The following is a 21,615-nucleotide window of genomic DNA, read 5'->3' as shown; positions in this document are numbered from 1 at the left end:
TTGTCAATTTGGCGCCTTTAGAATTTGGAATACTTATTGCTTTATTATTAATAAAAATTACATGAATAAATACCCTAAATTATTTTTAAGTCTTTTGCTAGATGCATTAGGATACGTTTCAATCATTTTTCCGCCGTTTGATTTTGTTTGGGCGCCACTTTCTGGGCTAATTATGACAAAATTATATAAAGGTAAAGCTGGAAAAATTGCTGGTGTCGTTGCTTTTTTAGAAGAAGCATTACCATTTACAGATGTTATTCCTACATTTTCTATAATGTGGGTATATACTTATCTCATAAAATCTACAAATAAAACTGAAATTGTATAGTGTTTATAGTGATTTTCGGATAGCTATAAAGCCAAAAATAAATATTGAAGTCGTTATAAAATACGGAATGATATAATCTTTGAGTCCTATTACTAAGAAAATAGCAATCATTAGAAGCTGGAACCCTAATCCAAATATGGATAGTATAGTCATTAAATAACTAGGTAATGTTTTTCCACCTGAAGCTTTATGGTCTAACCAATAAATAATTTTATCAAAACTACCATACATGGTTTTGTAGAGTTTGAATAAAATAGTTACACTTTTTTGACTTTCACCCGGTAAAGCCTTTGGTGTTTTATTTTCAAAAACACGGCTAGTGGTATCTCCATTATGTCTGTTTCTTAGAATTACGTAGTAGTAATTATAGAGAGTACCTTGTAATTGTATACCTAAAAACGCAATTATGGTAAGCCAAATACTGGCTTCCGATATATACCAAATGCTTAATAAAAATATAGCATTAAGTATTATATCTGCAACCGAGTCTAGATAACGACCTGTGTATGATGGTGTGTTTTTAATACGCGCTAATTCGCCATCAGCAGCATCTAAAATAGATTTTAAAATTAAAAAAAATGCAGCCAAAAAATAGGCGCCTTTAAGTATGAAAAATACAGCTAGTAATCCTGATACTATAAAAGCTATAGTTACATGAATTGGTGTAAATCTAGTATTTTTAAGGGATTGTGATATGACTCTTGCGATTGGTCTCCCGTAGTCAGAAAGGTCTACGAATTTGAACTCTTTAGGTAATTTGGACATGTAAAAATAACAGAATCAGTTATGTAGAAATATATCAATATTCGAAATCTGTTTTATGGAGCGCAATATAGTTAATTAATAACGTAATGATATCTTCTTTACTTTCTATTAATTGAAATTCTAGCTCTGACCAAACTTCTAATTCCTCTTGTTTAAGCTTGGAAATTTGTTGTCTGCGTTGCAAAATATCTTTTGAAATGGGGAGTGCTTTAAAAACACGAATAGCATCATTTATAATAGCGGCAGAATTCTCTGCCTTTACATTTTGAAAAGCCTGTAAAACCTCATGTGCGTATTCTCCTGAAGTGTTGTAAAAAAATCCAAATAAACCGTTTCTATTGATTTCACTTTCAAAAATATCAATAAAAACGAAGGTTTGTTCGGCCTCAGATAATTTAGTAAAATGACCTGCTTCGTGAGATTTATTCCAAAGAACTGTACCAACCAATTCAATTTTATCTGTATCACTATTTTGGCTTAGGGCAAAATCTATTTCAGTCATTTTTGTAATCATATATATTTTATAAAAATATCATTTAAAAACAAAAGGCTACTTTAAAGTAGCCTTTGTAAAAAATATTATGTCTAATCTAGTTTATTGATACACCAGAAAATGTAATATTAAAATCTTCTTCACCACCAGTTGTAGTTCCGAAATTATTAGAGTCATCAGTTGTAACAGGTTCGTGTACTAAAGTAATATTTACACTTCCATTACTAACAGCACCAGCAATCCAAGTTGTGTTAACTCCTAATTTATCACCATTAGGTCCATCTACATCACTTGCGTCTCTAGACATTGTGAAATTTACACCGTTAACGTCATATACAAAGAAATGCTCATCTGCTTCAGGAATAATGTCATCATTTAATACATCATCAGCTGGAGATTCACTTTCGTTAGTAATGGCTAAGCTTAAAGCATAAGTTTCGCCAGACGTAAAACTACCTACAACAGTGTTGGTAAAAGTACCATCTTGACCATCTGGGGCAACACTTGTCATTGTAACAACATCCGTTGCATTACCAGTATTAGTAAAAGTAAGCGTCACGTCTGTGATTAACTCTTCTTCATTAACGATTACTGGATCATCGTCATCAGAACATGATGTAAGTAACGTTAGGCAAAAAATCGCTGCAAAAAATAATTTACTTGTTTTCATAGAATTAATATTTAAAAAATTGGTTTTCATTTTTGTTTTAAAGTTTGAGTTATTTGTGTTCATTTTTTTAATAATTAAGTTGTAATTGTAATGTTATATTTCTTCCTAAGTCATCAGCAAAATATCTTAGGCGATTTAAATAATTTCTGTAAGAAGTATCAAAAATATTATTTACTCCTAATGCTACATTTAAATTGGTTTTTTCACTTAAAGAGAAAGTAGCTTCACTATAAAAATGTAATAAATGATAAGCTGGTGGTGGCGTACTAATATCTATAGTAAGCATTTCACCAGTAAGTTGATTTTCTACATCAAAATTAAAATCCGGAAATTCGTTTTGTTCAAAAACCCATTCTGATTTTAGACTTGCTGAGAAGTTATACCAATCTTCGTTATTGTACGTAATTTGATTTGTAGTATTAAAAGAAGGTATATCTATTAGCGCTAAACCGGTCTCTAAATCATTACCTCTAATAAAAGAGGTTTTGTTAAGTAATTGTATGCTATTTAAAATATCATATTTAGCAGTTATATCAATACCAAAAAGTTCTGCATTTGTTTGTTGATATTCCCACAAAGGAAAAGGACCTCTAATAGTACTTATAAAGTCAAATGGTCTTAAATACATAAAATTTGCAACCCTATTATAAAATACTTCCCCTAAAAAATTAAATTTTGATGAACTATACTGATAAGTTGCCGAAATTCTGTTTGAAATTTCTTGATTAAATCTTAAATCTCCTATTTCAAACCTAGCAGCAGAGTGGTGTAGTCCATCGCTAAATAACTCTGATACATTTGGAGGTCTACTTGATAGACTATAGTTAAATAGGACTTCATTCTTCTCATTAATACTATACTTTATCCCAGCAGAAGCAGAAAAATTATGGTAATTAAAAACAGGATTGGTTAAAAATTGTGTAGCAAACTCTTGTTTTATGATATCTGAAAAATCTGCATTGTATCCACGTTCATTCCATCGAGATTTTAAATAGAATTTTTTTGCATCAATTCTATTAAAATCATATCGAACTCCTGCGTCAATGATCACATCATCATTTAACTGCCATTCTGCTGTAGTGTAAGCTCCAAAATCATATTTATCATAATCTGGTATTAAGCGTCTTACTCCTGTATCTGGGTTTGCAAAGTTATCTTGAAAACGACCCATGATTCCAAAATTAATTTTTCGGTCTAAATTTGAATCTAAGTTTACGTCCGCAGTAACAGTATGTGTTTGTAGCCTTAAATCAACTGCAGGAATTAGTCTTCTATCACCAATTCTAACATCAAATTCTAAACGCTGATTGTTTTGGTAATCATATTGCAAACTCACTTTTCCGAAGTTTTGAAATCTTTTATAATAACTTGCTTTGGCAAGATGATGTGTTACTTCTTGCTTTGGCACATTAATATCATAACTAAAATCATTTACGACAAGAGGTTGCCCTGCATTAATAGCACGCTCTAAATCAAAAATACTACCAATATGGGATGCTCTTAAGATGCCAATTTCATTATCGATATAGCTATAAAACAGTTCAAAACCAGATTCAAAAGTTCTTTTCCCACCTTGAAGTGTAAAGCTATTAGACTTTAGTCCTGTATTGGTTAAATTATAATCAGGAGCATTAAAATCACCATTTTGTTTTAATGCACCTTGAATATTAGCAAACCAACCAGATTCAAAGGTTTTATTTAATGAAGTACTTATATTATAACCTCTACCATTAGTTTGTCCGCCAACTGTTGTTTTTCCATATAAGGTATCTTTTAATAGCACACGACGCGGGTTCATAACTACAACGCCACCAACGGCATCACCACCATAAGCTAAAGCACCAGAACCTTTGATAACTGAAATCTGACCAGCCGAGTTAATATCTACATTAGGCGCATGTTCGATTCCCCATTCTTGGTCTTGCAGCCTTACATTATTATTCATGATTAGCAAACGGCTTCCGTATAGACCATTTATCATTGGCTTTACAATAGAATTACCAGTATTAATAGAGGAAACACCAGGTACTTCCTTTAATGCATCACCAAGGCTTAAACTTGTATAGCGTTTTAAGTCAGCGGATTTTAAAACGGTCTCTTGACCAGTTGAAGTTTCCTTTTTTGAAGCATTTCCTTTAATAGATACTTCATTTAAAGCTTCTATATGATGCTCTAGTGCAATTGACTTATAGGTATCACCTTTGACTAAAAACGTTACAGTTTTTGTTTCGCAACTGATATGAGATATGACTAAGGTAATTTCGCCATCACAAAGATTTTCAATCTTAAATTTGCCGTCAACATCTGACGAAACATATTTATTCAAATTCTGAATAAATACAGTCGCTCCTGAAATAGGTGTTTTGTCATGAAAATCAGACAATTCGCCTAAAAAGATATTGTCACATTGTTGTGAGAATCCTGTAAAGCTAAATACAGAAAAAACTACTAATAGATAGTATTTCATTATTAATAATGAATATTATAAAAGCATGACAATGAATTAGTCATTTTTTACAGAGTTATTTAAAATATAGGGTTTGTGAAATTATACCAAAGATGGTGGTCCACGTAAATAAGAAGAATTTTGCTGATGTATTCTTAAAAAGAAATAATAAGATATGTTTAGAGTCTTAACTTCAACATTCGAAATTGTTTCAAAAGGCGGAATATTGAAGTAATATGAAGTATTGAGTTTAAATTTATAAAAATCACAATCGATATCTATTTCATGTAGGTGGGAAGTTGACTCACCAAAACAGACTTCATGTTCGTGATTTTGAAACCCATGAGAAAACTTAACTATAGCAGGTGTTAGTATAGCAAAAACAAGCGTTAATGCTATAACCCTAAAGATGTTATGTTCTGTATTAATTTTCAACCTATAAATCTTCCTAATCCAAAGCGTCTAAGCATTTTCTTTTCAAAGTTCCAAAAGAATTTGAATTGCCCAAATAACCATCCAAATGTAACTAATAAAATTTGATAAAAAATAAGCCCAATGATAATAAATAAAACCCAATAAATAAAGGGGTTTAGGTTTTCTTTAGTAATTCCTATAAATTTTATAATTGGTCTGCTAACAAACATAGATGAGCTACCGGTAATTGCAAATACTATGAATACTCGTATCATTTCCCATTTGGCATCCAAAATCCATTTTTTCTCTAATTTTTTAAATAGAAATAATATAAATTTTAATAACACAAAAAATAAAACTATCGTTAGCAGGATTATGGCACTAGTGCCAAAACCGCTAACAATAGCATTAGAAATTTTATAAGAGCTGTAACCAAGAGATACAATTCCAAAAAAAGGAAACAAAAGCTGCCAATTTTGGGTTATTTCCCAGTGTTTTTTAAATTTTTCCATAGCGTTTTTCAACGCTACAAATTTAAATTAAATTCTTGGAACAAATGGCCCTAATTTTTGATTGTATTTTAACTGAAAGTATATAAAGTAGTTGTATAGTTTGTAGTTGATTTCATAACCATAATCCTCAAAACGGCTATAATCAATTCTTAGCTCGTAAAGACTTGGGTCAAATTGCTGTGGTTGATTAACTCTAATATTCCAATTTGTAACGTAGATTTGGTTACGAGCTTCCATAAATTCTTGAGTATAATAACGTCTTGGTCTAGCAGTAGTTATTAACCAAGAGTTAAAACCAGGATCTATAATTATAATCTCATAGGTGTTTTCATCACTATTGATATAAACGGTATCATTTTCTACTAAAGCATTTTCTCGCTCGTCTGTAGTTGGTTTTGGTCCGTCTATTGTTTTGCAACTAGACATCATGAATAAAAGCAGTAGAATTGGAATAATGTTTTTCATGTGTACATATTTATTGTTTTCATATGTCACATGTTGTTTGCTATTAGACATTCTTCTTAGGTGATAAATTTTTAAACATGCTCGTTTCATAATATAAAAGTATTAAATATTGAATTTGTTTATTAGTTTTAGTTTCGATTTAACACTTCAAATAACTGAACATTTCCAAAATTTTAAAAGGTAAAATGAGTGACACTAATCGTTTGTTTGGTTAATGCTACTTCTTAATGAGTAACAAAAAAAGCGACTCTATCGAGACGCCTTGATTTTATAAGATGGGTGATTTGTTATCTACCAAACAAACCGCCAAGCAATCCGCCTAGTCCGCCTTTTTTCTTAGTACCACCTAATACCATTCCAGCAACATCATCTACAACACTACCATCACCGTCTGCATCTAGTATTTGCTCTAAAAAGCTTTGTTCTTGTTTAGCACCACTACCGCCAAGTAATCCACCTAATAGACCACCTAAGTCACTTTGAGAACTTACATTGTTCTGCTTTTTTTGTTTTCCTAGAACACCCATAAGTATAGGTGCTGCAACCTTAAGTATTTCGCCAACAGAACCTGAGTCTAAACCTGCCTTTTGACCAATTACTTGTTCTACACCTTGTTGTTTTTGACCTAAAATATGGCCTAAAATCTTAGACCCATCAGTTTTTACATTGTCATCAACACCACCACCAAATAGTCCGCTAAGATTATCTAGTATACTACCATCGTGTTTTCCATTTAATGCGCCCATAAGTCCTTCTGCACCTTCTGGAGTTGAAGCATTACGTTCCATAGCTTTCATTAAAACGGGTAACGCCATTGTTAATACGCTACTTGTTTTTCCTTGATCTGTGTTTGTAGAACCAGAAACACCACTGATAATTGTTTTTCCTAAGTCGCTATTTAGTAAGTCTAAAATCCCTGCCATTATTTTAATTTAAAATTGATTTCCAATGTACAAAAAAGTCTCAACTTATGCCGAGACCTTTTGATATAAATACGATTTTGAAAGTTTTACTTTAAAATGCTTATAATTTGTGTGGCTAACTCTGTGCCGATTCTATCCTGCGCTTCATTAGTAGCAGCACCAGTATGTGGAGTTAAGGATAAAGCAGGATTCATTAATAATCCCATTTCTGGTTGTGGCTCTTTTTCAAAAACATCTAATGCAGCACGTGCTACTTTTCCGCTTTCAATCGCTTTGACTAAAGCAACTTCATTGACTACACCACCACGAGCAGCGTTTGCTATGATAACACCATCTTTCATTTGTTTGAATTCTGCTTCGTCAATCACATAGTCCTTTTGTGCTGGAACGTGTAATGTTAAAAAGTCAGCTTGTTTTAAAACATCTTCTTTTGAAATTGTTTTGATATTAAAATTCACTTTCTGACCATCAAAAAAATCAAGTTCTAAATCAGCTGCTTCCATAAATGGGTCAAATGCAACGACTTTCATACCTGCACCAATAGCAACTTTCGCTGTAGCTTGTCCGATACGTCCAAAGCCCAAAACACCTAAAGTTTTCCCTTTAAGTTCAGTACCTTTGGCGTATGCCTTTTTTAATTTTTTGAAGTTAGAATCGCCTTCTAATGGCATATCACGATTAGAGTTATGTAAAAAACGGGCTAATCCATAAAAATGTCCAAATACCAATTCTGCAACGGAATGTGAAGATGCAGCAGGCGTATTAATGACATGCAATCCTTTACTACGTGCATAATCAACATCAATATTATCCATACCAACGCCACCACGACCGATAATTTTTAGGCTAGGGCAGTTGTCAATTATATTTTTACGAACTGTTGTTGCACTTCTAACTAAAAGTACACTAATCTCTTTATCGTTGATGTAGTTTTCTAATTGCTCTTGTGCAACGGTAGTTGTAGATACTTCAAAACCTGCAGTTTCTAAAGCATCGATTCCGCTTTGTGAAACACCGTCGTTTGCTAATACTTTCATTTTCCTTTTATATTTTATTAAGCTTTGCTTTCTAATTCGCTCATAACTTCGACCAATACTTTTACACTATCTAAAGTCAAAGCATTATACATTGATGCACGATAACCACCAACACTTCTGTGACCATTGATGCCGTTTATACCAGCTTCATCAACCATAGATTCAAAAGTTTCTTTAAGATTTTCGTTTTCTAGAGTAAAAGTTGCATTCATATTAGAACGGTCTTCTTTTACCGAATAGCCTTTGAATAATGGATTTAAATCAATCTCAGAATACATTAAACGTGCCTTCTTTTCGTTTTCTTCTTCAATAGCTTTAATACCTCCAAAATCTTTTAACCATTGCATCGTTAACATTGATGTGTACACGGCAAATACTGGTGGTGTATTAAACATACTGCCTTTACCAATATGTATTTTGTAATCCATCATTGATGGTATCTTACGTGATACTTTACCTAAAATATCTTCTTTAACGATAACTAAAGTCGTACCAGCTGGTCCCATATTTTTCTGAGCACCTGCGTAGATTAAATCAAATTTTGTAAAATCTAAAGTTCTTGAAAAGATATCACTACTCATATCGCAAACCATTGGTATTGGCGAATCTGGAAAGTGTTTCATCTGTGTACCAAAAATGGTATTGTTAGAAGTACAGTGAAAATAATCGTAATCTTCTGGAATTTCGTAACCTTTTGGTATATAGTTGAAACCAGCAGATTTTGAAGAACCTACTTCGTAGATATCATCATATATTTTTGCTTCTTTAATCGCTTTATCAGACCATGTACCTGTATTAAGGTAACCCGCTCTTTTTTCTAAAAGATTTAAAGCCACCATCAAAAACTGTGTACTTGCACCACCTTGCAAAAATAAAGCTTTGTAACCTTTGCCTTCTAGTCCTAATAACTCTAAAGCTAATGAACGCGCTTGCTCCATAACATCTACAAATGGTTTGCTACGATGTGAAATCTCTATTAAGGATAAGCCGTTGTCAAAGTCAATTAAAGCCTCTGAAGCTTGTTTCATTACTGATTTTGGAAGTACGCAAGGACCTGCGCTAAAGTTGTGACGTTTCATTACTATATATTTAATTATATTGACTTAGATGCAGTATTTAATTTTCAACCACTACAAAGATGAATATTTAAAGAACAATTTCCATTAAGAAAATGATAATTTTTACCCTATAATTTCAACAAGAAATCAACAGTGTCGACATTATCTGCATAATCCCATAATTTAGGTTCTTGCGTTTGTCCAAATGCTATTTCCGAGCTATCAAATCCATTAGCAACAACACACTGAATGTTATCTTCTTCAGATTTTAAATTAGATTTTAATGCTTCTATATCTGAATATTTCTCATAAAAGACTGTTGCTATTGGCGAGCCAAAGCTTTTATCTTCCTTAATCATCAAGAAACCATTTTCGAGCATATCAAACTCGCTCATGATGTAGACGGCTTTGTTATAATCGTAGTTGTTGGCGTATTTACTTTCGTTAATAATGTCTTTCCATTTGTAAACCGCATTAAAAAAGGCATCAAAATTATAATTTTCAGGGATGTATAGTTTAGACACATTACGGCATCCTAATCCATAATATCTAAAAATATCGTCAGATAAACCGCTTAATTGTGCTTCTGTTTCGTTACCGGTTAAAATGGCAACAGAATTTCTGTTCTTTCTGATTATTGAAGGTTGGTCTTTAAAGTAGTATTCAAAATAACGAGCCGTATTATTACTTCCTGTAGCAATAACGGCATCAAAACCGTCAAGTTTTTCTTCTGTGAACTTTATTTTTCCTTTAAAACCAGGTTCAACATGCTCTAAATATTTAGCCAAATAGTGCAGTAGATGCTTATCGTTAGACGATTGTTTGATCAAAACCGAATGCCCACTAATCAGTACACTCAAAAAATCATGAAAGCCAACCAACGGAATATTCCCAGCCATTATAATGGCAACGGTTTTTGGCGTTTTTAGGTCAAAGTCATAGTGACTTGTCCATTGATTTAAGTTCTCTAAAGACAAACAATCTGTCCATGAAGTTAAAGAAAAATCCAAATTGTTTTTACTAAACCAACCGTTATGTTCTTTTGCTAACTTTAGTTGATGCTTAAAACCATCTACCAAAGCATTGTCAATATCAATCGTCTTTGGCGACTCTGTAAACTGACTCAGAAATTCTCCTAATTTCACAAAAGCGTTAACTCTTTGTTGTAATTCCATATAAGGTTTGGTAATAATGTGTTTTGGCTTTATTTTTGCAACTGCAAAATTACGGAAAAGAAAAACGATTATGGCAATTATAATAACAGACGAATGTATTAATTGTGGCGCATGCGAGCCAGAATGCCCAAATACAGCGATATATGAAGGTGCAGACGATTGGCGCTACAAAGACGGCACAAGTCTAGAAGGTAAAATTGTATTACCAGATGGTAAAGAAGTTGATGCCGACGAAACACAAGAGCCAATTAGCGACGAGGTCTATTACATTGCACCAGATAAGTGTACAGAATGTATGGGCTTTCATGAAACACCACAATGTGCCGAGGTTTGCCCAGTAGATTGCTGTGTGCCTGATGAAAACGTTGTTGAAACTGAAGAAGAACTACTAGCCAAGCAAAAATTTATGCATCCCGATGGCTAGTGGCTAAGCAAAATTTGGCAAAAAAGATATTTAAAAATCCCCAAGCAATGTATTTGTTTGGGGGTTTTTCTTACGTATTTATACGCATTGTAGGATTGGGTTTTTAGTTATAAATTAGCTCATCGATGATAAAGTAAATTACAATTTAACTTATTCAATGATTAGTTTTAAACGTAAATAATCAAGGAAAACTTACAAAAATGATTCAAAAGAAACTTAACAAGCTTGTCGGACTAAAAAAAACTGATTTTGATTTATTCGTACAAAGTGGTCAAGTCAAATTGCAACAAGCAAAATTAATCCCGACTTTGAAAACTGGCGACGAAATGGCATTAACGTCAATTTTCTTAGCAACTGTTAGGTTAGTTAAAGAATATAGAGACGGTATTTTTAAAAGTATTAAGCTAAGTAGAGCTGGTAAAGCATATTATTATACTGAGGCTTCATTTCCAGACATCAGTTCATCCAGAATTGATGGCTTAATTATAGTTGTAACAAAAGGAATAATTGCTGATGCAGTCTTCTTTGAAATGAAGAATAAAAACAACGGAATTGACCAACAACAAGTTGAGGGTTATCTTTTGATATCAAAAAGTTTAAAGGTTAATAAGTTAGTAACTGTCTCAAATGAATTTGTTGCTGATTCGACACATTCACCTGTAAAAGTAAAAGTTCCAAGAAATATATCATTATATCATTTTTCCTGGACATATTTAATAACTAAAGGCAGATTACTACTCTTTAAAAATGATTTAAGAATACAAGATAACGACCAAGTAGAAATAATGTCAGAAGCTTTGCATTATTTTGAAAGCTCAGTATCTGGGATTTCTGGCTTCATACAAATGAAAGCAGGTTGGAAAGAACTTGCGGAAAGCATTCGCGCACAAAAAGCATTGAAACAATCCGACTACTTTATTGAGGAAGCTGTTTTGAGTTGGTATGAAGAAGAAAAAGATATGGCTTTACTTTTAAGTAGAAAACTAGGTGTTTTAGTAAAATCTTCCTCGAAAAATAAAGACAGTGTCAAAAACGACATAAAAAAAGTAATAAAGGATAATTGCATTACTGGAGAATTGATTATCAAAAATGCAGCTTCTGATATTAAACTTATTGCTGAATTTGAAAGAAGAATTGTATCAATGTCTGTTAAGTTAACTCCACCTTTAGATAGAGGTAATAAAGCAAAAATTACTTGGATTGGAAAGCAACTAGAAAATTGTAAAAAGGAGAATGATATTTTATTTTCTAAATTAGAAAAAGACTTGATAATCGAGGCAGATATTAAATACGCTAAAGCTAATATTAAAGTTAAGCTATCAGAATTAGATGAGCTGATTGAATTGACTAAAGATAAAGAAATTCAAGCGTTCAAAATCACTTTAAATAGAGGATTTGGAGCAGGTTTTGCTAGTGTGAAAAAGTTTATAGTTCTTATTGATAATATGGTATTAGAATATTATGAGGGAATTGTACAATATGTAAGTACTTGGACTAGGCCAACACCTAAAATTGTAAAAACAGAAATGGATTAAATAGAAGTCATTACAGTTGTATTAACCAATTTAATTACTACTAAATAAAAAACCCCAAACAAATCAATGTTTGGGATTTTTATAAATTGCTACTATGAAAAACAAACAAAATGAAGGTTACACAGGTATTTGGAAAAACATTGGGTGTTTGCTTTCTATTATTGTAGGTCTTGTTATTCTTGGTCTCATTGTCATCTTAATATTAATAGTTTTCAAAATTAATGTGCTTTAAAGCTTCGTTTTATTCGCCTGTTTTTTCATCACTTTTAAGACCTCTTTACTAAAAGATAGTTTGCTTTTGTCCTCAGCAGCTTTATCAGCGATATAACCTCTTTTTTGTAGTAAAAGTGCTTTTAGCTTTTTGTTATCTGCTTTGCGTTTTTCGGATAACTCTTTTACCAATTGCTCTTTCTCCTTAAGCGTTTTGCCTTTCAGGTTTTCTGGGAGTTTTTCGTCTTTAATTTTATCTAACTCAAGCTTTCCGTTTTCGTAATCGCTAATGATTTCTTGTGTACCATAAAGCACCTTTTTTCCGGCTTTACTTTGTTTGTATGCTGCACGAGAGCTATTAGCCGTTTTAGAGCCAGTATCGTAAACTTGCATAGACTTGGCCTTCTTACTGTAATTAACTTCTCTTTCTTTGTTAGTACCGTAATACATACGTGTATCATCAATATTGCGTGATAGTCGGTTTATCTCATCGTCATAAGGTGTAGCCACCACATAATCTTGTGCATTTTGGTCTAGCATTAAAAATTCGCCATTAGTACAAGATGCCATGGCTTTAAAATGTGGTATAGCCTCACGACACGCATTTCCTAATTTAATCGTATTTATGGTAATGCCTTTTTTTGCAGCAACTTTACAGCTTTCGGTGTATTTTATATCGTCTTGGTAATCCATATGTGGTGGGCAATCACCAACTACAAAAATAGTACGGTACGTATCCTTGTCTTTGGACCATTGCATTTGCATAATGGCTTCGTGTAGACCTTGGTTAACACTCTCCGGAGAATCGCCACCACCAGCAGCTGTGATTTTTAAAAGCTCTGTATAAGCTTCGTCCAAATCTGTAGTCATGGCAATTTGTTTGGTTACAAAACTATCGCCGCGGTCACGGTAAAAAACCATACCCATTTTAAGTGTATCGATATCGCCATCTTGAGCAAGCTCGCTAACAATATCCCATATTTTTTCTTTGGCAGTACCAATAAGTCCGCCCATACTACCAGTAGCATCAAGGCAGAAAACGATTTCGGCATTTTTTGTAGCGTGTATTTTAGGAGTTTCGATTAAGACAGAGACGTCCTTTTTGTTTGATGCTTGGACTTCGTTTTTGCAGCTAAGCATAATAAAGCTTAAAACTAGAATTGAAATTTGTTTTCTCATAATAATTTGATTTGATGAATATGTGGCTAAACTATTATGAAGGCAAGCTTTCTGCAATCCAGAATTTGTAAACTTGTCGTTTTTATACGTGAAGTTTAGGTTTGGATGAGTAAACCGATTTTTGGCTAAAAATTCTTCAGGATTTAAAACGAATTAAGATAACTTCATTTTATAGGATTTAATTACATTTGCACCGCAAAATTATAATTCATGAAAGCTGGAATAGTAGGATTACCAAACGTAGGAAAATCGACCTTATTTAACTGTTTATCTAATGCCAAAGCGCAAAGTGCAAACTTTCCGTTTTGTACGATAGAGCCTAACATTGGTGTGGTAAATGTACCAGACCCAAGACTATCTAAGTTAGAAGAGTTGGTAAACCCAGAAAAAGTAGTACCTGCAACTGTAGAGATTGTAGATATCGCAGGTTTAGTAAAAGGTGCTAGTAAAGGCGAAGGTTTAGGAAATCAGTTTTTAGCTAACATTAGAGAAACCGATGCTATTTTGCATGTATTACGTTGTTTTGATAACGATAATATTGTACATGTTGATGGTTCTGTTGACCCAATTAGAGACAAGGAAACCATTGATATGGAGCTGCAGTTAAAAGATTTAGAAACTGTAGAAAAGAAACTAGACAAAGTAAAGCGTGCTGCTAAAACAGGTAACAAAGAAGCCCAAGCAGAAGAAGCGATTTTGAATAAAATAAAAGAAGCTCTAGAAGCTGGTACATCAGTACGTGCTTTAGAGTTTTCGGATGAAGATTATGCAGATTATGTAAAGCCGTCACAGTTTATTACAGACAAACCAGTCATGTATGTTTGTAATGTAGATGAAGGCGCAGCTACTTCTGGTAATGCTTACGTCGATAAAGTTCGAGAAACTGTAAAGGATGAAAATGCCGAAGTTTTAGTATTAGCAGTAGGAACAGAAGCAGATATCAATGAGTTAGATGATTACGAAGAGCGTCAGATGTTTCTTCAGGATATAGGATTAGAAGAACCAGGTTCGGCAAAATTAATACGCTCAGCTTACAAACTTTTAAATCAGCAAACATACTTTACTGCTGGTGTTAAAGAAGTACGTGCTTGGACTGTTAATATTGGTGCAACTGGACCACAAGCTGCAGGTGTTATTCATACAGATTTCGAAAAAGGATTTATCCGTGCAGAGGTTATTGCTTATGATGATTACGTATCATACGGTAGTGAAGCCAAAGTAAAGGAAGCTGGTAAAATGCGTGTTGAAGGAAAGAATTACATTGTCAAAGATGGCGATGTGATGCATTTCTTGTTTAATGTGTAAATCTTTGACCTAAGATTGTGAAATTTTAAAATGGATTTAAAATGAAAAAATTCATTCTCTTTTTTTTAGTTTTCCCCATTTTTGTTTCAGCTCAAATCAATGAGAGCGATTCATTAAAAGTTAAGGCCAGTTTATCATTTACAGGCTTTTGGCAAAGCGGTAATGTTGAAACTTTAATTCTCAGAGGACGCACAGATTTTAGTGTAAAACCCTGGAGGAAATGGGTGTTTAAAAACACCAATTCATATGTGTATCAAGCATTTGACAACGACAAAGCAGATTCAGATTTTTTAAGTCTTAACTTTTTATATTTTAATCCTGAGAAGCGGTTTTACCCACAAGTATTAGGTTTTTTTAGTACAAATTTTCGTAGAGAAATAGATAGTCGCTATTTAATTGGTACTGGTGCAACATATCAGATTTTAAAAGATAAATCCCATTGGTTAAAGGCTTCATTGACTTTTGAATATGAAGAAACTAATTTCAGAACTGATACTTTTAATAAAGCAGAGTTTAATGGCAATAATAACATCAACACATTTAGGAGTACTATTTGGTTAAATGGCAGATACGAGTTATTTAAAAAGAAGATTATACTAAAGCACGAGAGCTATTATCAACCTTCACTTGAGCAAAGTAATAATTACAGATGGCAAGCCGAATTGACTGCCGAATTTCCACTCTGGAAATTTTTAAACTTTAATATAAATTACCGCCATACCTACGAAAGTCTAGTAGTGCAAAATCAAGATGAGGAAGATCAATTTTTAACTTTTGGTTTTACCTTGAAGAGTTTTTAAAACCCAATTAACATACATTAACGGTAGTTAACCTAAATGACACAGATAAGGTCATATATTTGAACTATCATCAATCAATTATTTGACCAATCTATAAAAGCCAATGTTCTCAACAACATTGGCTTTTTATTGTTAATTACTTTCCCTAAATCGTATTTTATTTTCTAAGTCATAATGCTATATTTAACCACTCATCTAAGTTTACTGATTTTATGGCTGAACAGACTAAATATACCGAAGATAATATACGCTCGCTCGACTGGAAAGAACACATCCGTATGCGACCAGGTATGTATATCGGTAAGCTAGGTGATGGATCTTCGCCAGATGATGGTATATATATATTACTAAAAGAAGTCTTAGACAACTCTATTGACGAGTTTGTGATGGGCGCTGGTAAGACGATTGAGATTTCTATTCAAGGCGAAAAGGTGATTGTTCGTGATTATGGTCGTGGTATACCATTAGGTAAAGTTGTAGATGTCGTATCTAAGATGAATACTGGTGGTAAATACGATTCTAAAGCCTTTAAGAAATCAGTAGGATTAAATGGAGTTGGTACCAAAGCCGTAAATGCCTTATCAAACTATTTCCGTGTAGAATCTACAAGAGATGGCAAGTCAGCTTCAGCAGAATTTGCCCAAGGCGAATTGACTAATAAGGAAATGCTTGACGATACGTCTCGTCGAAAAGGAACTAAAGTTTCTTTTATACCAGATGATACTATTTTTAAGAAATTCAAATACCGCAGCGAGTATGTGGTCAAGATGCTAAAGAACTATGTCTACTTAAACCCAGGATTGACCATAGTTTTTAATGGCGAAAAATATTATTCAGAAAACGGTCTTAAAGATTTATTAGCTGAAAATATTAGTGAGTCAGACTTACTGTATCCAATTATTCATCTTCGCGGTGATGATATTGAGATAGCCATTACTCACAGCAAAACTCAGTATAGCGAAGAGTATCATTCTTTTGTAAACGGACAAAACACCACGCAAGGTGGAACGCATTTAGCGGCTTTTAGAGAATCATTAGTCAAAACGGTTCGTGAATTTTATGGCAAAACTTATGATGCTTCTGATATTAGAAAGTCTGTAGTTTCTGCGATTGCTATAAAAGTAATGGAACCTGTTTTTGAGAGTCAAACCAAAACAAAGCTAGGTTCTACAGACATGGGTGGCGATTTGCCGACCGTAAGAACCTATATCAATGACTTTGTCAAAAAGTATTTCGATAATTATCTGCATAAAAACCCTGATACTGCCGAGAAGATTCAGCGCAAAATAATGCAAGCAGAGCGTGAGCGTAAAGAATTATCGGGTATCCGAAAGCTAGCCAAAGACAGAGCAAAAAAGGCAAGTCTTCATAACAAGAAGTTACGCGATTGCCGTGTGCATTTTGGAGATACTAAAAATGAAAGAAGCTTAGAGTCAACTTTATTTATAACTGAGGGAGATTCTGCATCTGGTAGTATTACAAAATCAAGAGATGTTAATACACAAGCGGTTTTCAGTTTAAAAGGAAAACCATTGAATTCATACGGACTAAGTAAAAAGATAGTTTACGAGAACGAAGAATTCAACTTACTACAAGCCGCTTTAAATATAGAAGAGTCTTTAGAAGACTTACGTTACAACAACATCGTTATTGCAACAGATGCCGATGTCGATGGTATGCACATACGTTTGTTATTAATTACTTTCTTCTTGCAGTTTTTCCCAGAAGTGATTAAAGAAGGACATTTGTATATTTTACAAACACCATTATTTAGAGTACGAAATAAGAAAGAGACCATTTATTGCTACTCAGAAGAAGAGCGCGTTAACGCTATCGAAAAACTAAAGCCAAAGCCAGAAATTACGCGATTTAAAGGTTTAGGTGAAATTTCACCAGATGAGTTTAAGCATTTTATAGGGGACGACATTCGTCTAGACCCAGTAATGTTAGATAAAGACATGTCTATAGAAGAAATGCTGTCTTTCTACATGGGTAAAAACACACCAACACGTCAAGAGTTTATTATTAATAACCTTAAAGTGGAATTGGATAAAATAGAAGAGACCGCATGAAAACAGCAGCAACAGTATTTAATGTAATTACTATAATATTTGTAATCATTTTAATTTTTTGGCTAACGCAATTAAACTTTGATGATTTAAGCTTTAAGGAAAATAGCAATGTCTATTTTGGAATGGGTTCGGTTTCCTTAATGATTTTTGCAATGCAGATGATTAAGAGTTCTATAAACAAGAAAAAATAAGAGGTTCAAAAGTAGATGAGCGAAGAACACGAAGAATTAGAAAATATAAATAACGAAGATAATCAAGAGCCACAGGAGACGATTACCAAAGTCACTGGTATGTACAAGGATTGGTTTTTGGATTACGCATCTTACGTAATCTTAGAACGTGCTGTACCTGCAATCGAAGATGGTTTTAAGCCTGTACAACGCCGTATCATGCATTCCATGAAAGACTTGGATGATGGACGTTACAATAAGGTGGCAAACATTGTTGGTCATACCATGCAATATCATCCGCATGGCGATGCTAGTATTGCAGATGCTATGGTGCAAATCGGTCAAAAAGATTTATTGATTGATACCCAAGGAAACTGGGGAAATATCCTAACTGGAGATAGAGCAGCAGCATCACGTTATATTGAGGCACGAATTTCTAAGTTTGGGTTAGACGTTGTCTATAATCCTAAAATCACTAAATGGCAAGCGTCTTATGATGGTCGTCGTAAGGAACCGATAAATCTACCAGTAATGTTTCCGTTATTGCTCGCTCAAGGTGGTGAAGGTATTGCGGTAGGATTATCAACTAAAATATTACCTCATAATTTTATTGAGCTTATCGATGCTTCAATAAAGCATTTAAAAGGAAAACGCTTTACTATAGTTCCAGATTTTCCGACAGCAGGTATTGCAGATTTCACCAATTATAACGATGGTAATCGTGGCGGTAAAGTGCGAGTCCGTGCAAAAATTTCGCATCATAGTAAAAATACATTAGTTATTACAGAGATTCCTTTTAGTACAACCACACAATCGCTTATAGATTCTATCTTAAAAGCGAATGATAAAGGAAAAATTAAAATAAAGAAGATTGAAGACAATACGGCTGCTGAGGTTGAAATCTTAGTGCATTTGCCTTCTGGTATTTCTCCTGACAAAACCATTGATGCACTCTATGCTTTTACGAGTTGCGAAACGTCAATTTCACCATTAGGCTGTGTTATTGAAGATAACAAACCATTGTTTATTGGTGTTACTGAAATGCTACGTCGTTCGACGGATAATACGGTTCAACTTTTAAAATCTGAATTGGAAATTAAATTAGGTGAGCTAGAAGAACAGTGGCACTTTGCTTCGTTAGAGCGAATTTTTATCGAAAATCGTATCTACCGCGATATTGAAGAAGAAGAAACTTGGGATGGTGTTATTAATGCCATAGATAAAGGTTTACAACCGCATATTAAACATCTAAAACGTAAAATCACGGTTGACGATATTACGCGTTTAACAGAAATACGAATTAAACGTATTTCAAAATTTGATATCGATAAAGCACAGCAAAAGATTGATGCTTTAGAAGAACAAATTGCAGAAGTTAAACATCATTTGGCCAACCTTATCGATTATGCTATTACTTACTTTACGCGTCTTAAGAAAGACTACGGTGAAGGCAAAGAACGTAAAACTGAAATCAGAATTTTTGATGATGTCGATGCTTCAAAAGTGGTTATTAGAAATACTAAACTCTATGTCAATAGAGAAGAAGGATTTATAGGCACATCTTTACGCAGAGACGAATACGTCTGCGATTGTAGTGATATTGATGATATTATTGCATTTACGGCAGATGGTAAAATGATGGTAACCAAAGTCGATTCTAAGACCTTTATTGGTAAAAACATTATACATGTTGCTGTCTTTAAAAAGAAAGACAAGCGTACAATTTATAACCTTATTTACCGTGATGGAAAAAGTGGACCGTCTTACGTTAAGCGTTTTGCGGTAACTTCTATGACTAGAGATCGTGAATACGATTTAACGAATGGAAATAAAGCGTCTAAACTTTGGTATTTTTCAGCTAATCCAAATGGTGAAGCTGAGGTCGTTTCGATTTCATTGCGCCAAGTCGGAAGTATCAAAAAGTTGAAATGGGATTTAGATTTTTCTGATATTCTTATCAAAGGTCGTACGTCGAAAGGTAATTTAGTTACCAAGTACGCAATTAAGCGCGTTGAACTTAAGGAAAAAGGTGTCTCGACCTTAAAACCTCGTAAAATTTGGTTTGATGATACTGTGCAAAGACTTAATGTTGACGAACGTGGTGAATTAATTGGCGAATTTAGAGGCGAAGACCGTTTATTAGTTATTAACCAAAAAGGAATTGTTAAGACTATAATACCTGAATTGACCACGCATTTTGATAGTGACATGATTGTTTTGGAAAAATGGATTCCTAAAAAACCTATATCAGCAATTTATTATGATGGCGAAAAAGAACGTTATTACGTTAAGCGTTTTTTAATAGAGCAAGAAGGTAAAGAAGAGTCTTTTATCTCTGAACATGCAAATTCTCAATTAGAAATTGTATCGACTGATTGGAGACCAATGGCAGATGTAGAGTTTACCAAGGAACGTGGTAAGGACCGTAAGCCAAATATGGAAGTAAATTTAGAAGAATTTATAGCTGTAAAAGGTATTTCTGCGTTAGGAAACCAGCTCACTAAAGATAAGATTAACCAAATTAATCTTTTAGAATCATTGCCTTTTGAAGCGCCAGAAGAAGTACATGCAGACGAACTAGAAGTCGTGGATGAAGAGCAAATAACTGCTGATGCAAACGAAACTTCAGAAGCAGAAGTAAAAGTTAATTTAGACCCAAAGCCAAAAGCTGACACATCAAAATCTAAAGATGAGACAGAAGAAAATCCTGATGTAGATGATTCAGGACAAGCATCTTTATTTTAACCTATAATGGGAAATAATAAGCTATTAGTTAACGAGAGACAAGCCGATTTAGGTAACTTCATGGTTGGACGCTTATTGCCTTTTCGCAAAAAGCGTCAAGTTGGACCTTTCACGTTCATTGATCATATGGGACCAGCAATTTTAGGTAAGGGTAAATATGTCGATGTGGACCAGCATCCGCACATTGGTTTAAGTACTTTAACGTATTTATTTGAAGGTGAGATAGAACACAAAGACAGTCTTGGAAGTAGAAAGATTATTTCTGCTGGTGACGTTGGATTTATGACATCAGGTCACGGTGTAACGCATACCGAACGTACACCTCAATCTCTAAGAACGGATAATGAATTTTTAATGCATGGTTACCAAATTTGGGTAGCCTTGCCTAAAGCGCAAGAGGACATCAATCCTAGTTTTGAGTTTTATCCCAAAGCGCAAATCCCAAGTTGGAAAGAGAACGGCTTAGAAATTAGACTTGTTGCTGGTAATGCTTTTGGAAAATCAGCACCGCTTCAGGGTTTTTCACCATTATTTATGGTAGACATATATGCTGAAGAAGAAACTACCTTAGATTTAACAAATCAGCTGAAAGGCGAAGTCGCTTTTGTTATAGTTACCGGACAAATTAAAGAGAATAACCACCAAGTTGAAGCTGGTCAAATGCTGATTAGTAAAACAGATGAACAATGTAGTATTTGCTTGGATAGCGGAACTCGATTATTACTTTTTGGTGGAGAACCTCTAGAAGATGAACATTTTTTGCTTTGGAATTTTGTGTCTAGTAGTAAAGAAAAACTTCAAAAAGCTAAACAACGTTGGCAATCAAAGGAATTTCCTAACGTGCCTGGTGATGATACTTATATTCCTATTCCAGAACGAAAGCTTTAAG

Annotated in this window: 21 protein-coding genes; 9 read left to right on the top strand and 12 right to left on the bottom strand. The window is 33.7% G+C overall.

Annotated features, from left to right (window positions below; genetic code table 11):
• The first annotated feature begins 61 nt into the window (after nucleotides 1-61).
• Nucleotides 62-328, top strand: a complete 267-nt coding sequence (locus BTO05_RS02840) for a hypothetical protein (protein WP_087491206.1) — start codon at nucleotides 62-64, stop codon at nucleotides 326-328.
• Nucleotides 329-331: 3 nt separating this feature from the next.
• Here BTO05_RS02840 and BTO05_RS02835 read toward each other — a convergent pair whose 3' ends face one another.
• From BTO05_RS02835 to BTO05_RS02785, 11 genes are all read right to left on the bottom strand, one after another.
• Nucleotides 332-1,093: a CDP-alcohol phosphatidyltransferase family protein gene (locus BTO05_RS02835; protein WP_087491205.1), complete on the bottom strand. Its 762-nt coding sequence runs from the start codon at nucleotides 1,091-1,093 to the stop codon at nucleotides 332-334.
• A gap of 34 nt (nucleotides 1,094-1,127) precedes the next feature.
• Nucleotides 1,128-1,607 carry a DUF4375 domain-containing protein gene (locus BTO05_RS02830; RefSeq protein WP_087491204.1) on the bottom strand — a complete coding sequence of 160 codons (480 nt, stop codon included), beginning with the start codon at nucleotides 1,605-1,607 and terminating at the stop codon, nucleotides 1,128-1,130.
• Between the two features lie 76 nt (nucleotides 1,608-1,683).
• Nucleotides 1,684-2,256 (bottom strand): type 1 periplasmic binding fold superfamily protein, encoded by a 573-nt coding sequence (locus BTO05_RS02825; protein WP_157662518.1) that lies wholly within the window; start codon nucleotides 2,254-2,256, stop codon nucleotides 1,684-1,686.
• 67 nt (nucleotides 2,257-2,323) lie between these two features.
• Nucleotides 2,324-4,723, bottom strand: coding sequence for a TonB-dependent receptor (locus BTO05_RS02820; protein WP_087491202.1), 2,400 nt, complete (start codon nucleotides 4,721-4,723; stop codon nucleotides 2,324-2,326).
• An 81-nt stretch (nucleotides 4,724-4,804) separates the two neighbouring features.
• Nucleotides 4,805-5,137, bottom strand: coding sequence for a hypothetical protein (locus BTO05_RS02815; protein ID WP_087491201.1), 333 nt, complete (start codon nucleotides 5,135-5,137; stop codon nucleotides 4,805-4,807).
• Nucleotides 5,134-5,628 (bottom strand): DUF6787 family protein, encoded by a 495-nt coding sequence (locus BTO05_RS02810; protein WP_087491200.1) that lies wholly within the window; start codon nucleotides 5,626-5,628, stop codon nucleotides 5,134-5,136. The genes BTO05_RS02815 and BTO05_RS02810 overlap by 4 nt, the downstream gene beginning before the upstream one ends.
• A 27-nt stretch (nucleotides 5,629-5,655) precedes the next feature.
• A complete protein-coding gene (locus tag BTO05_RS02805) occupies nucleotides 5,656-6,093 on the bottom strand; it encodes a DUF6146 family protein (RefSeq protein ID WP_087493269.1) in 438 nt (145 codons plus the stop codon).
• Nucleotides 6,094-6,380: 287 nt separating this feature from the next.
• Nucleotides 6,381-7,016 carry a DUF937 domain-containing protein gene (locus tag BTO05_RS02800; protein WP_087491199.1) on the bottom strand — a complete coding sequence of 212 codons (636 nt, stop codon included), beginning with the start codon at nucleotides 7,014-7,016 and terminating at the stop codon, nucleotides 6,381-6,383.
• Between the two features lie 86 nt (nucleotides 7,017-7,102).
• Entirely contained in the window at nucleotides 7,103-8,053 is a 951-nt protein-coding gene (locus BTO05_RS02795; protein ID WP_087491198.1) for a D-2-hydroxyacid dehydrogenase, read from the bottom strand.
• Between the two features lie 17 nt (nucleotides 8,054-8,070).
• Nucleotides 8,071-9,132 (bottom strand): 3-phosphoserine/phosphohydroxythreonine transaminase, encoded by a 1,062-nt coding sequence (gene serC / locus BTO05_RS02790; RefSeq protein ID WP_087491197.1) that lies wholly within the window; start codon nucleotides 9,130-9,132, stop codon nucleotides 8,071-8,073.
• Nucleotides 9,133-9,239: 107 nt separating this feature from the next.
• A complete protein-coding gene (locus BTO05_RS02785) occupies nucleotides 9,240-10,286 on the bottom strand; it encodes an acyl-CoA reductase (protein ID WP_087491196.1) in 1,047 nt (348 codons plus the stop codon).
• Between the two features lie 70 nt (nucleotides 10,287-10,356).
• Between BTO05_RS02785 and BTO05_RS02780 the strand changes: the two genes are divergently transcribed.
• On the top strand, nucleotides 10,357-10,710 hold the full coding sequence (locus tag BTO05_RS02780; protein ID WP_087493268.1) for a 4Fe-4S dicluster domain-containing protein: 354 nt from the start codon (nucleotides 10,357-10,359) through the stop codon (nucleotides 10,708-10,710).
• Nucleotides 10,711-10,910: 200 nt separating this feature from the next.
• Nucleotides 10,911-12,245 carry a hypothetical protein gene (locus tag BTO05_RS02775; protein WP_087491195.1) on the top strand — a complete coding sequence of 445 codons (1,335 nt, stop codon included), beginning with the start codon at nucleotides 10,911-10,913 and terminating at the stop codon, nucleotides 12,243-12,245.
• 228 nt (nucleotides 12,246-12,473) lie between these two features.
• On the opposite strand, the gene BTO05_RS02770 is transcribed toward BTO05_RS02775, so the two are convergent.
• Nucleotides 12,474-13,634 carry a vWA domain-containing protein gene (locus BTO05_RS02770; protein WP_087491194.1) on the bottom strand — a complete coding sequence of 387 codons (1,161 nt, stop codon included), beginning with the start codon at nucleotides 13,632-13,634 and terminating at the stop codon, nucleotides 12,474-12,476.
• A 210-nt stretch (nucleotides 13,635-13,844) separates the two neighbouring features.
• On the opposite strand from BTO05_RS02770, the gene ychF reads away from it, so the two are divergent.
• From ychF to BTO05_RS02740, 6 genes are all read left to right on the top strand, one after another.
• Nucleotides 13,845-14,939 (top strand): redox-regulated ATPase YchF, encoded by a 1,095-nt coding sequence (ychF, locus tag BTO05_RS02765; protein ID WP_087491193.1) that lies wholly within the window; start codon nucleotides 13,845-13,847, stop codon nucleotides 14,937-14,939.
• A gap of 41 nt (nucleotides 14,940-14,980) precedes the next feature.
• Nucleotides 14,981-15,739, top strand: a complete 759-nt coding sequence (locus tag BTO05_RS02760; protein ID WP_087491192.1) for a DUF481 domain-containing protein — start codon at nucleotides 14,981-14,983, stop codon at nucleotides 15,737-15,739.
• A 212-nt stretch (nucleotides 15,740-15,951) separates the two neighbouring features.
• Entirely contained in the window at nucleotides 15,952-17,811 is a 1,860-nt protein-coding gene (locus BTO05_RS02755; protein WP_087491191.1) for a DNA topoisomerase IV subunit B, read from the top strand.
• Nucleotides 17,808-18,002 carry a hypothetical protein gene (locus BTO05_RS02750; protein ID WP_087491190.1) on the top strand — a complete coding sequence of 65 codons (195 nt, stop codon included), beginning with the start codon at nucleotides 17,808-17,810 and terminating at the stop codon, nucleotides 18,000-18,002. Before BTO05_RS02755 ends, BTO05_RS02750 begins: the two co-directional genes overlap by 4 nt.
• 15 nt (nucleotides 18,003-18,017) lie before the next feature.
• Nucleotides 18,018-20,726: a DNA gyrase/topoisomerase IV subunit A gene (locus BTO05_RS02745; RefSeq protein ID WP_087491189.1), complete on the top strand. Its 2,709-nt coding sequence runs from the start codon at nucleotides 18,018-18,020 to the stop codon at nucleotides 20,724-20,726.
• A 6-nt stretch (nucleotides 20,727-20,732) separates the two neighbouring features.
• Nucleotides 20,733-21,614, top strand: coding sequence for a pirin family protein (locus tag BTO05_RS02740; protein ID WP_087491188.1), 882 nt, complete (start codon nucleotides 20,733-20,735; stop codon nucleotides 21,612-21,614).
• Nucleotide 21,615 lies beyond the last annotated feature (1 nt).

It is taken from the genome of Winogradskyella sp. PC-19 (genome assembly GCF_002163855.1).
Taxonomy (GTDB): domain Bacteria; phylum Bacteroidota; class Bacteroidia; order Flavobacteriales; family Flavobacteriaceae; genus Winogradskyella.
The sequence above is the reverse complement of the archived record's forward strand: the minus strand, read 5'-3'. Positions and strand labels throughout refer to the sequence as shown.

What these genes read in the sequence shown, in the direction of transcription:
- BTO05_RS02840 (WP_087491206.1), top strand. Translation starts at nt 62, where the DNA reads ATGAATAAATACCCTAAATTATTTTTAAGTCTTTTGCTAGATGCATTA.
- BTO05_RS02835 (WP_087491205.1), bottom strand. Translation starts at nt 1,093, where the DNA reads ATGTCCAAATTACCTAAAGAGTTCAAATTCGTAGACCTTTCTGACTAC.
- BTO05_RS02830 (WP_087491204.1), bottom strand. Translation starts at nt 1,607, where the DNA reads ATGATTACAAAAATGACTGAAATAGATTTTGCCCTAAGCCAAAATAGT.
- BTO05_RS02825 (WP_157662518.1), bottom strand. Translation starts at nt 2,256, where the DNA reads ATGAAAACAAGTAAATTATTTTTTGCAGCGATTTTTTGCCTAACGTTA.
- BTO05_RS02820 (WP_087491202.1), bottom strand. Translation starts at nt 4,723, where the DNA reads ATGAAATACTATCTATTAGTAGTTTTTTCTGTATTTAGCTTTACAGGA.
- BTO05_RS02810 (WP_087491200.1), bottom strand. Translation starts at nt 5,628, where the DNA reads ATGGAAAAATTTAAAAAACACTGGGAAATAACCCAAAATTGGCAGCTT.
- BTO05_RS02805 (WP_087493269.1), bottom strand. Translation starts at nt 6,093, where the DNA reads ATGAAAAACATTATTCCAATTCTACTGCTTTTATTCATGATGTCTAGT.
- BTO05_RS02800 (WP_087491199.1), bottom strand. Translation starts at nt 7,016, where the DNA reads ATGGCAGGGATTTTAGACTTACTAAATAGCGACTTAGGAAAAACAATT.
- BTO05_RS02795 (WP_087491198.1), bottom strand. Translation starts at nt 8,053, where the DNA reads ATGAAAGTATTAGCAAACGACGGTGTTTCACAAAGCGGAATCGATGCT.
- serC (WP_087491197.1), bottom strand. Translation starts at nt 9,132, where the DNA reads ATGAAACGTCACAACTTTAGCGCAGGTCCTTGCGTACTTCCAAAATCA.
- BTO05_RS02785 (WP_087491196.1), bottom strand. Translation starts at nt 10,286, where the DNA reads ATGGAATTACAACAAAGAGTTAACGCTTTTGTGAAATTAGGAGAATTT.
- BTO05_RS02780 (WP_087493268.1), top strand. Translation starts at nt 10,357, where the DNA reads ATGGCAATTATAATAACAGACGAATGTATTAATTGTGGCGCATGCGAG.
- BTO05_RS02775 (WP_087491195.1), top strand. Translation starts at nt 10,911, where the DNA reads ATGATTCAAAAGAAACTTAACAAGCTTGTCGGACTAAAAAAAACTGAT.
- BTO05_RS02770 (WP_087491194.1), bottom strand. Translation starts at nt 13,634, where the DNA reads ATGAGAAAACAAATTTCAATTCTAGTTTTAAGCTTTATTATGCTTAGC.
- ychF (WP_087491193.1), top strand. Translation starts at nt 13,845, where the DNA reads ATGAAAGCTGGAATAGTAGGATTACCAAACGTAGGAAAATCGACCTTA.
- BTO05_RS02760 (WP_087491192.1), top strand. Translation starts at nt 14,981, where the DNA reads ATGAAAAAATTCATTCTCTTTTTTTTAGTTTTCCCCATTTTTGTTTCA.
- BTO05_RS02755 (WP_087491191.1), top strand. Translation starts at nt 15,952, where the DNA reads ATGGCTGAACAGACTAAATATACCGAAGATAATATACGCTCGCTCGAC.
- BTO05_RS02750 (WP_087491190.1), top strand. Translation starts at nt 17,808, where the DNA reads ATGAAAACAGCAGCAACAGTATTTAATGTAATTACTATAATATTTGTA.
- BTO05_RS02745 (WP_087491189.1), top strand. Translation starts at nt 18,018, where the DNA reads ATGAGCGAAGAACACGAAGAATTAGAAAATATAAATAACGAAGATAAT.
- BTO05_RS02740 (WP_087491188.1), top strand. Translation starts at nt 20,733, where the DNA reads ATGGGAAATAATAAGCTATTAGTTAACGAGAGACAAGCCGATTTAGGT.